This window comes from Limnobacter sp. CACIAM 66H1 (assembly GCF_001601825.1).
Lineage (GTDB): Bacteria > Pseudomonadota > Gammaproteobacteria > Burkholderiales > Burkholderiaceae_B > Limnobacter.
Map to the genome: position 1 here is coordinate 1 of NZ_LUJK01000072.1, position 11336 is coordinate 11336.

Genomic DNA, 11336 nt, shown 5'->3' on the forward strand with positions numbered 1-11336 from the left:
CATTCACTTGATCGCGTCACTGTGGTGTGTCGTTCAAGATAAAAAAACCAGCTCATTGATTTGAGCTGGTTATTTCGTTTCATCGAGTTACCTTGAGCTTCTCACTTGTTCTTCAACGCTGTTCGGATGCTGGCAGTGAGTCAGTGGCCTTTCGTAGTCAAATCGCACATGAGCAGTTTAAAAATTGACTATTTAAGAACACTGCAGTTTGAACTGACCGAAACCAAGACTTTGCCGAGTGAGGGAAGTGAGCGTGGGTCAAGTGATTTACCTGTGTTTAAAAATGCGACAGAGATATCACGGGAAGGGTCTGCCCATGTAACGATGTTGATCAGTCCAAGATGACCGTAGGCCTTTCTGGCTTTGATTCCAAACAAAGAGAAGACGTTTTCTCCGAGCATAAATCCTGGGGAAAACCGGATTGGGATCATCAGTGTTTGATCAATCGTCAAGGGACCAGCGGGCCGAGTGGCCAGTTTGATTGTATTTTCTTCGAACATTTGATGGCCATTGTAAATGCCACCATCCAGCATCATTTGATAAAACCGACTGACTTCATCGGCAGTTCCGTATATGTTTCCCGCTGGAATACTTGCATCCATAAAGCCTGAGCTATTGGATATGGTTGCTATTTTTTCAAATTCAATATTCAGTGCCCGTTTGGCCAGAACGTTGATTGGGAAAACAGGTGTTGCACCTGTGCTGTAGTTGAATGCTGCCAGCCCCTGGTGCTTTTTTTGAAGACCGTAGGTGAGGTATTTGGCACCCAAGGGTTTCGCAATCATTTCCTGCAAGGCAGATTCCACCGATTTGCCCGTTATTCTTTTGACCAGTTCGCCCAGGATATATCCACCAACGATGGCGTGGTATGCCTGTTGGCTGCCATCTCCACGGTTGGTATAGCCTGAGTTAATCAGGTCTATGACACTGTCCCATTTGAAAAGTAGCGAAGGGTGAGGGTTGCTCATTGGTATCTGAGGAACGCCCGCACGATGAGACAAGACTTGTGCAATGGTGATGTTTTCTTTCCCGTTGCACGCGAATTCGGGAATGTACTGTCCGACTGTATCGTTGAGTTCAAGCTTGCCTTGTTCGCTTAGTTTGTGAACGAGCATGGCTGTAATAGCTTTGGAGGCAGAAAACAGACAAATCGGTGTATCGGGTGTCATCAAAACCTGATCAACATCTTGGTCTGGATGATTGGGTGGAGGGTTGCCCCGAGCGTGTCCAATCGAACGTTTAAGAACGATTTCGCCTTGCCGGCGAATAACCATGGTCATTCCAGGCTGCAGACCCGTTCTGTAAAAACTCTCAACGCTATTCCAGATAGCCTCTACATTGTCGCGCGTCATGCTGACGTCATAGGGGCTTGTTTCTGCTTTGGAGTCGATTTGAGTCACAGATCCAAGGTTTCTCGGAACCGAAACGGTGTTTGTTTTTTTAAACATAAATTTGGCTTGTCTCGTTGTTGTAAGTATTTGTGTAACTCACAAGTATCATTCCAAGCAAAAGCTCAGGTCAATTGAGTTTTTAGGGCCGACTCTCTAGCCCTGCACTACCTTGGCGGAACGTTGTTGATTTTGTTGATGCAGTTCTCGAACAAATTCATCAATTGGTTTGACCGTGCTGCCTTTGAAGAACAGCAGGGGAGAAAGTGTACCAATCAGAGTGACATGGTCAGTTCCATCAATCTTTTCCATTTTTGAGAGATTGCCGGCAGACGCCAGTGCATTCTGTAGTGCATGGGTATTTCGCTCAATGCTAACCAAGGTGTCGCTTTGGGGGGCGAGAAGTAGGGAAGGAACGTTGCTTTTGTTGGCGTAGTCTATCGGTTGGGATTGGGGTGGGTAATTGGGATGATCAAACACTGGTTGAACATCAGTGTCTTTGATGGGATAGATATTGTAGGCACCAGCCAACCCAATCAGCCCCTTGACTGTGGTTCGGTGTTCAAGACCGACAGCATTCAACCAGCGTGGGTCGAGAGCGAGCATGGCGGCATTGTAGGCTCCCGCGCTGTGGCCCATCAACACATATTGTTGAGCTGGATTCAGACTTTTATATTCGGGTTTTTGAAGTTCTTTTTTGAGATGGGCCAGGCTTTGAGCCCCATCTTCCAGAAAATCGGGATATTTGACTTCAGGGTACAGGCGGTAGTTAGGCACCGCAGTGATATAACCCATGGAGGCAAGCCGTCGCCCTACAAACTCATATTCTGATTTGTCGCCTCGGTTCCAGCTGCCACCGTAAAAGAACACGATCACTGGTGTGTTGCTGAATTCCTCATTCGCATTGTCTGGCAAGTAGAGGTCGTATTTGAGCTTTGGGTGAACGCCGAATGCGATGTTTTCCTTGACCTCCGCAGTGTAAATTTTCGAAACCGAGTTGACCACCTGGAGGGCTGAACAACCGCCCAGCAGGATTAGCGGAATAACTTTGAGGGCGCGCAGGAAGTGTGATGTTGATTTGTTCATGGGGTGCTACATTACGCACGAAGGGTGCAAGTCATGAGTGATACCTTATATTAAACAGAATTTACCTGCAGGATGATGACGATGGTCGCAATCAACAAGAACAAGCCAGTCTGTGTTACTGGGGCTTCAGGGTATATCGCCAGCTGGATTGTTAAGGATTTGCTGGATCAGGGATTAACGGTTCATGCTACGGTGCGCGACTCGAACAAGACTCGCTCGGTTGCCCATCTTTGGAAGCTGGCGGATGGCGCGAAAGGTGAACTGAAGCTGTTTGACGCTGATCTGATTCGCCCGGGAAGTTTCAAGGCGGCGATCGAAGGATGTGAGTTGGTGATTCATACAGCCTCTCCTTTTGTGATCAAGGGGATCACTGATCCGCATGAGGCCTTGATTCGCCCTGCTGTGGAAGGAACTGAGAATGTGTTGAGATCTTGTAATGAGGTTTCAACAGTTCGCAGGGTGGTACTGACTAGTTCTGTCGCGTCCATCTATGGGGATGCGGTTGAAATTTTGAATGCGCCGGGTGGAGTTTTCACTGAGCAGTTATGGAACAACACCAGCAGTGAGCATCACCAACCCTATTCTTACTCAAAAGTGATGGCTGAACGTGCGGCTTGGGATATTTGCAAAGACCAGTCGCGCTGGGACTTGGTAACGATCAACCCGAGTTTGGTGATGGGTCCGTCATTAACTACTCAAACCCAGTCAACCAGTATTGATGTGATGCGCGATCTCGGCAGTGGCAGGCAACGTACCGGTGTTCCGATGTTGGAGTTTGGGATTGTTGATGTTCGCGAAGTCGCGAAGGCACATGTGTTGGCTGGTTTTAATCCAGATGCCGAAGGGCGACATATTTTGAGTGCACACACTGCTAGTTTGTTACAAATGGCGACAATTCTGCGTGCTCGATTTCCAAATTACCCGCTGCCTACCAGGCAGTTGCCCAAGTTTTTGGTGAAGCTGGTTGCACCAATTGCAGCGGGGGTGAGCCGGGAGTTTATTCAGAAGAATGTGGGTTATCACTTGCATTTCGACAACAGCCGGTCGGTCAATCTGTTGGGTGTGAAGTACAGGCCGTTGATTGAAACCTTGTGCGACCATTTTTCCCAAATGATTGAAGATGGTTTGCTCAAACGACGTTAATGGCTGCTGCTTTTTGACCCTGCTCCCACAGGTGTAACGCTTTTTTGCGTTCGCTTTGCCAGCGGTATTGGCCCAATTCACCGGTGGCTTGTATGACGCGGTGACAAGGTATCAGAAACGCCACAGGATTTTTGGCAATCGCACTTCCCACAGCGCGGCTTGCCATTGGCTTGCCGATGTAGCTTGCAATTTGTTGATAACTGGCAAGCTGTCCAATAGGCAAGTGGATCAAGGCTTGCCAGACCTGGAGTTGGAATGGTGTGCCACGCAAACACAACGTGAGTTCATGGGTTTGACGACTCGAGACGTTAAAAATTGTGTCGATCAGCGGTCTAACGGTTAAACATGACTCATTCAAAATCGCATTGGGATACAAATCCGAGATTTCGCGTTTCCACAAGTCATAAGTCAATCCGTTGGATTCGAACTCCAGGCTATTAATACCTTTGCTTGTGAGGCAAACAAATACTTGACCGAACGGGCAGGGTGCTTGCCCAATTGTGAGGACTTGGTTCAGTCCTCCGTTTTTGATTTCGCCTGGAGTCAGTGCTTCGAATTTCAGCATGAGGTGGTGGAGTTTGCTGCCGCTTGAGAGGCCAAGTTCTGACGTGGTTTGAAGCACGCTTTTACCCGATGAAATTAATTTGCGGGCATGGTCTTTTTGCAGGCAATGGAAAAACTGTTTTGGGCTGATTCCGGCCCATTCAGTGAAGACACGCTGTAAGTGAAATGCAGAGGTGTTCAGGTGGCTGGCCAGCGTTTCCAACTTCGGCTCCAGGTTGCCGTCCGATCCCGCAAAACTGTTTGCGTGCCGTTCCAAAATCTGAATTGCCTTTGCAACGAGTTGGTATTGATGATGGTTTTCAAATTGTGTCACGGCGATGTTCTGAATGGTTATTCACTTTGTCAGTGTGGTTCCTACGGCTTGTTGGGGCAATCTGTTTCTTGCGCAAATTCAAACTTGGGCGCACAGTGGTAATCGAAATTTACTCACAAGTTACATGGATTTCTGCAGGCGATTTTCTATTTCTTGTGGGTATTGTTCGATTTGTGAATCTAAATGGAGTGTGTCTTAGTATGAGGGGTAACTATTACACACATTAGATTAGTTATCGCACTATCTATTCAAGAGGCCAAAAAGGCCCTGAGGAGACATACATGGCCGGTTTTCTGCCCAAGAATTCGACATTAAAGTTTGCTGTTATGTCCGCGCTAATTTCCATGCACGGATTGTCCGCTGCGGCGGGTTCGTTCGAAGGCCCGGCTGGTATCGAGGGCCGTTGGGCGATGGAGGTTACCGTGGGTGCTTCCATGCGGACTAAAGACGCAGACGAGTCTTTGGTATTCATCGGAAATGGTGGCAAGGCATCGAGCGGGACCGTTGACGACGGTAACCTGAATTACAACAAGGGCGATGTTTTCAGTTCTGCGGCGAAAGCAGTGGGTGAGTTGGAACTCAAGAAGGACAATTTCGGGCTCTTTGTTCGGGCGAAAGCGTATTCCGATTTTCACAACCGCAGTAACAAGGTCCCTCACGGATCTTCCAACAATGGATTTCGGCCCAATGAGCCTTTAAATGACAATGGCTTTGACAAAGGCTCCAAGTTTGAAGACGCTCAGTTTCTAGATGCCTATTTGGTAGGTGATTTTGAGCCTCTGGGTAAACCGTTGACAGCAAAAATTGGCAACCAAGTGGTTACCTGGGGTGAGGCATTGTTCGTGTTGGGTGGTGTCAATCAATATTCGAACTTCGACTCCGCTGCGCTTCGGCGACCAGGCGCACAGTTAAAAGAAGTTTTTCTGCCGATTCCTCAGATTTCCGCGAATTTGCAGGCAACGGAAGAATTGTCACTTGAGACATTTGTACAACTCAACCATGAGAAGGTTGTGGTGGACGGGTGTGGCACTTTATTTTCTCAAGCTGACCTGTTGAACTGTAATTCCCAAGGAGCCCCCATCAACCCTGGTATCTTGAGTACCCCGCTTGGTGACATTGATTTTACGGGATATGACGATCGCCAGAGCTTTGAGGGTGGTGGCACTGTCACTGTTGGTGGGGTGCCATTTGATACTTCAACTACATCTGGTCTAAGCGCGTTAACTGGTTTGTTAGGCGGGATTACTGGACTCCCTGCGGATTTGGGTAATTTGAACTTTAGAATGGCTCAGCTTGCTGACCGCCGTCCAAAGGACAGTGGCCAAATAGGGTTGGCGGCTCGCTATTACGCTGGCGAAATTGGCACGGAGTTTGGGGCGTATGTCGTCAATTACCACCAACGCATTCCGAATTTGTCTTTGAAGAAAACTCCGTCAAACTTTGAAGGTTCTATTTTCAACGGACTAGAGGCGGGCGGTCAGAGCGTTGTAAATCCGCTTTCTTACTTCTTTGACTATGGTGCTGAGAATATTCAAGTGGCTGGCGTGTCGGCGGCGACAGAATTCTTCGGTTACTCAGTGTTTGGTGAAGTCAGCTTTACTAAAAATTTTCCAGCTGCCTATAACACCGCAGACCTGTTGAAAGGGGGCGCCACAGGAGATGGTCCGCTCGCCAGGTATGGTGACAACACAGCTTTCCCCGAGGGGTCCATTTTGTCAGGATCCAAGCCTCTGGATAAGATTCAGGCTCAGGTGTCTACGATCAAGCTCTTCCCCCGCCGATTGGGTGCCAGCCAGGTTGCTCTGGTGGCTGAAGTGGGTGCCCAAATGTGGCGCGGGATTGGAGATCCGTTTACCAGCGAGCGATTCGGGCGCTCACCTGCATTTGGTGCGGGCGCCCATGCAACATACAACGGTGGTGACTGTAATGCTGGTGTGAATCCCAATCCACAAAACTGTGTAGTCGATGGTTACGCGACAGAGACCGCGTTCGGTTATCGTGTGTTGTCGGTTGCAACCTACCCCGATGCATTGTTCGGAGTGACTTTGGCTCCTCGTATTTTTTTCTCGCATGACTTCAAAGGTTATTCAGCTGACGGTGTTTTCCTGGAGGACCGCATGAATCTGGGTGTTGGCGTTCGGGCCGAGATCCAGTCTGCGCGATATTTTGCTGAAATGAACTACAGCATGTTTAATGACAAGGCTTATTTCGATCCATTCAAAGACCGTGACTTCCTGTCTTTGGTAGTGGGCGCCAACCTGTAAAAGGTGGAATCAGAGGGTGAGCCATTCAAGAGTTGTTTTTAGGAGAGTATTGAAATGAAATTGATCAAGATTAGGCGGTTGGCTGTATCCCTGGCACTGCTTGGAACTGGTTTGACAGTGCAGGCTCAATCTGCAGACTATTCGAAATTGGGAACCACATTAACCCCGATTGGCGCCGAGAAGGCTGGCAATGCGGCTGGAACCATTCCTGCCTGGAATGGCGGTATTTCAAAGCCGCCAGCTGGCTTTGATCCCGCGAAAGGCTATCTGGATCCGTTCGCTTCGGAGAAGCCTACCTTGACCATTAGTGCTGCAAACATGGATCAGCACAAGGACAAGTTGGCCCCTGGTCAAATGGAAATGATGAAGCGTTACCCCACTTACAAAATCAATGTGTACCCAACTCAGCGCACTGCGGCATACCGCGCAGATGTGTACAAGTTTGCCAAGGAAGAGGCCGCGGGTATCAAGTTGGCTGAGGGTGGTAATGGGATCTTGAACCTGAAGAAGTCCAATGTTCCTTTCCCGATCCCCACTGAGGGTATTCAGGTAATCTGGAACCACATCATGCGTGATTTGGGTGGTTCAATTACACGACATTCGGCCGACTTTCCTGTTCAGACAAACGGAAGTTTTACCGTCGGTAAGCGTACGGAAACCATCGCATATGCGTCTTTCATGGCGGATCCGGAACCCAATCGAATTTTTTATTACTTGAACCAGACCACAGCGCCCGCAAACGCGGCTGGTGAAGTAGCTTTGGTGCATGAGCCGTTGAATCAGGTTCAGGAACCACGCTTGGCTTGGCAGTACAACCCTGGGCAGCGTCGAGTGATTCGCGCACCTGAACTGGCGTATGACTCCCCCGGTATTGGTGCGGACGGTTTGCGCACCAACGACGACTTTAACGGTTTCAACGGTTCGCCTGACCGTTATAACTGGAAACTGATTGGCAAAAAAGAAATGTATGTGGCTTACAACAACTACAAGTTGACCAGTAAGGCCCTGAAGTACAGCGATATTATCAAGCCAAACCATGTAAACCCCGATCACTTGCGCTACGAGTTGCACCGTGTGTGGGTGGTTGAAGCCACGCTAAAGCCTGGCGCACGCCACATTTATTCCAAGCGTGTGTTCTTTATCGATGAGGATTCATGGGCTGTATTGCACGCAGACCAATATGATGCACGTGGTGGTTTGTGGCGTGTGCGCGAAGTGTACGGTGTGCAGTTGTACGATGCGCCTGCATTTGGCCCAGCTGGCGAAGTGATCTATGACCTGCAAGCTCGTCGATACCTCGTCAATGCACTGACCAATGAAGAGAAACCCGTGGAGTTCGGCAAAAAGTACACCACAGCAGACTTTTCGACTGCTGCCTTGCGTCGCATGGGCAGATGATGATTGGGTATGCGTTCGACGCCCGTTGTTGTGTTGAATGCGTACCACCTGAACTTTCCCTGACCCAGAGAACTGCATTCTCTGGGTTTTTTAAATTGGAGATGGCATGAACAAGCCACTGTTGCGTGCAACTTTTTTGGCCTTTGGGCTGTGCGCAAGTCAACTGAGTTTTGCTTTCAAGGATCCTCTGGATTTACCAGCGATTCAGGCACCTAAGGCTGCAAAAGCCTTGTCATTGAATGTGACTTCCCAAGGCAGCAATGTGCTGATGGTTGGGGAGCGGGGCATCATTCTTAAACGTGATTTTGCAGCGGGAGATCCTGCGCAGGGCGTCAAAGACAATGAAGGCAAATTGTGGACGCAGGCCAAAGTACCGGTATCCGTGAATTTGACCGGGGTGGCTTACGTCAATGACACGCTGGCTTTTGTGGTTGGACATGATGGGGTGGTGTTGAAGTCGACTGATGCTGGTGCCAGTTGGGTGAAGGTCTTCGATGGCAATAAAGCCAACGAGCAAGTGGTCGCAGCAGCGAAGAAAAAAATGGACGACATGCAAAGTCGTTTTGACGCGGCAAGTCCGACCGAGCAAGACAAGTTAAGTGCCGAACTGGAAGCGGCAACTTTCGCTTTTGAAGATGCTGAGGCTGGCGCACGATTTGGTCCAGCCCGTCCGATGCTGGATGTTTGGTTCAAAGATGCCAATACAGGTTGGGTTGTGGGCAGTTATGGACAGATTTTTGAAACAAACGATGGCGGAACCACCTGGACCCTGATTGCCAACCGTTTGGACAACCCTGATTTCCGTCACTACAACGGTTTGTATGGCGATGAAACAGGTTTGATGTTGATTGCAGGTGAAGCAGGTCGTGTCTATATTTCCAACGACTTTGGCGCAAGCTGGAAGCGCTCTGATACCGGTTACAACGGTCACTTTTACGGCACTGTAGTGACTCGCAATGACGAAGGTCAGCCCATTGTTTTTGCGTATGGATTCGGTGGCAACGTCTATCGCCTTGGAGCCGGAGCAACCGCCTGGTGGCAATTGAAAAGCCCAAGCAAAGAGAGTTTTGTGCAGGGGCTGACAATTGGCCGTGCTGCATTGTTTGTGGATCAGAAAGGCCGTTTGGTGAGTACGGATGAATCAGGCACCACGCTGAAAATGGTGAGTGCTGCTGAGGGCAAGCCAGTGACTGGCATGGCCCTTGTGAACAACACCTTGGTATTGAGCGGTCAAAACGGCCCCAGAACCCTTGCGCTGCCACGCTAACTGGAAGAACTGTCATGAGTAATCAAGAAGAATTGGGTAAGGTCGAACGGTTTTTCGAGTCGATTTTGTTTGGTCACCGAAAGCTTGTAATTGCGGTGTTCGCAGTGTTGTCGGTGTTCTTTGCGTATCACGCAGTGCAGTTGAAGCCTGACGCCTCTTTTCAGAAGATGGTGCCAGTGACGCATCCATTCATTGCGAATTATCTGAATTACGAGAATGAACTTCGCCCTTTGGGCAATGTGCTCCGTATCGCAGTTCACAACAAGAACGGCACCATTTACGAAGCGGAGTTTCTTGAAAAGTTGCGTTTAATTACCGATGAGGTGTTTTACATTCCGGGTGTAGACCGAGGTAATTTGAGTTCGATCTGGACGCCCAATGTGATGTGGCGTCAAGTGACTGAGGAAGGCCTGCGTATGGGGCCGGTAATCGGTCAGGGCTTTTCTGGAACCCCGGAGCAGATTGAGGCAGTAAAAGCAAACGTAGAGCGCTCGGGACGTATTGGTTCGCTGGTCTCCAACGATCAACGCTCCGCCATCATTCTTGCCCCTTTGCTGGAGGTCGATCCTGACACTGGAGAGAAGTTAAGTTACGGCAAATTGTCTGCTCAAATCGAAGAAGTAGTGCGCGACAAATATCAAAGTGATGACATTTCGATTCATATCACTGGTTTCGCAAAAGTCGTGGGTGACCTGATCGATGGATCAAAGGACATTGCCGGTTTTTTCGCAATTACTTTTGTGCTCACGGTGATCCTGTTGTTGTGGTATTCACGGTGCTGGAAAAGCACGGCTGCAACCATTTTCTGTTGTTCGCTGGCGGTGATCTGGCACTTGGGCGCAGTGAGTTTGTTGGGTTTTGGCCTTGATCCTTATTCAATTCTTGTACCATTCCTGACTTTCGCGATCGGGGTCAGCCATGCGATCCAGAACGTAAGAACCATGGCTTCAGAGCGCTTTCATGGTGCGAGTAAGATTGATGCATCGAAGGCCACCTTTCACTTGTTGTTCATTCCCGGTTCGGTAGCCTTGTTGGCCGATGCAGTCGGATTCTCGACCTTGTTGGTGATTGAAATCGGGGTAATCCGTGAACTGGCGATCAGCGCCTCCATCGGCGTTGCGGTCATTATCTTCACCAAGATGTTCCTGTTGCCAGTGTTGATGAGTTATACCGATGTGACTGAACGTGGTTTGCGGCAGGTGGCAAAACAAGAGGCCAGCAAGCACACGGTGTCGCATTTGCTGTCGCGTTTGACTGAGAAGAAGGTGGCTTATGCTGTGAGTGCTGCCGCTGCGCTGATCTTGGTGGGTGGTCTGTACGCGTCTGCGGGCATCAAGATTGGTGACCTGGATCCAGGAGCACCCGAGCTTCGCCCTGATTCTCGCTACAACCAGGACGTGAAATTTTTGGTCGAGAATTATTCAACCAGTTCAGATGTATTCGTGGTCATGGTGGAGACACCAGCCGGCGAATGCGGTGCTTACCCTGTTGCTTCTGTGGTGGATCGATTCCAGTGGGAGATGGAGAACCTGGAAGGCGTGGAGGGTACGGTTTCGCTGTTTACGATCATGAAGAACATCATTGCCGGTTTTAATGGTGGTAATCCGAAGTGGCTTGCGATTTCCCGCGACCGTTTTATTTCAAATGGCGCACATAAAAACATCCCGACCAGTTTGTACAATGCCGAATGTTCCATGACGCCGGTGATTCTATTCCTGTCGGATCACAAGGCCGAGACGCTGGAGCGAGTGGTTGCCAAGGTACAGGCGTTCGCTGCGGAGAATGATTCCGCAGACGCCAAGTTTATTCTGGCTGCCGGTAACAGTGGTATTGAAGCAGCTACCAATATTGTGGTTGAGCAAGCGCAAAAAACCATGTTGTTGTTGGTGTACAGCATTGTAGGTGCCTTGGTG

Annotated in this window: 8 protein-coding genes; 5 read left to right on the top strand and 3 right to left on the bottom strand. The window is 49.4% G+C overall.

The genetic code is table 11. The features are described from left to right. Positions 1–188 precede the first annotated feature (188 nt). Together A0129_RS14680 and A0129_RS14685 are read right to left on the bottom strand one after the other, a co-directional pair. Positions 189–1448 (bottom strand): serine hydrolase, encoded by a 1260-nt coding sequence (locus tag A0129_RS14680; RefSeq protein WP_291716160.1) that lies wholly within the window; start codon positions 1446–1448, stop codon positions 189–191. Between the two features lie 96 nt (positions 1449–1544). After that, the gene (locus A0129_RS14685; RefSeq protein ID WP_291716161.1) at positions 1545–2474 is read right to left on the bottom strand and encodes an alpha/beta hydrolase; all 930 of its coding nucleotides are present in this window, start codon (positions 2472–2474) and stop codon (positions 1545–1547) included. 81 nt (positions 2475–2555) lie between these two features. Between A0129_RS14685 and A0129_RS14690 the strand changes: the two genes are divergently transcribed. Continuing rightward, complete coding sequence (locus A0129_RS14690) at positions 2556–3617, top strand: aldehyde reductase (RefSeq protein ID WP_291716162.1); 1062 nt, start codon at positions 2556–2558, stop codon at positions 3615–3617. Here A0129_RS14690 and A0129_RS14695 read toward each other — a convergent pair. Beyond that, positions 3604–4494: a methylated-DNA--[protein]-cysteine S-methyltransferase gene (locus A0129_RS14695; protein WP_291716163.1), complete on the bottom strand. Its 891-nt coding sequence runs from the start codon at positions 4492–4494 to the stop codon at positions 3604–3606. The genes A0129_RS14690 and A0129_RS14695 overlap by 14 nt on opposite strands. A gap of 281 nt (positions 4495–4775) precedes the next feature. Between A0129_RS14695 and A0129_RS14700 the strand changes: the two genes are divergently transcribed. From A0129_RS14700 to A0129_RS14715, 4 genes are all read left to right on the top strand, one after another. Beyond that, a complete protein-coding gene (locus A0129_RS14700; protein WP_291716164.1) occupies positions 4776–6758 on the top strand; it encodes a DUF1302 domain-containing protein in 1983 nt (660 codons plus the stop codon). Positions 6759–6812: 54 nt separating this feature from the next. Beyond that, positions 6813–8156, top strand: coding sequence for a DUF1329 domain-containing protein (locus A0129_RS14705; RefSeq protein WP_291716165.1), 1344 nt, complete (start codon positions 6813–6815; stop codon positions 8154–8156). Positions 8157–8262: 106 nt separating this feature from the next. After that, a complete protein-coding gene (locus A0129_RS14710; protein ID WP_291716166.1) occupies positions 8263–9423 on the top strand; it encodes a YCF48-related protein in 1161 nt (386 codons plus the stop codon). A gap of 14 nt (positions 9424–9437) precedes the next feature. After that, the coding region (locus A0129_RS14715; RefSeq protein ID WP_291716167.1) for an MMPL family transporter at positions 9438–11336 on the top strand (1899 nt) is incomplete at its 3' end.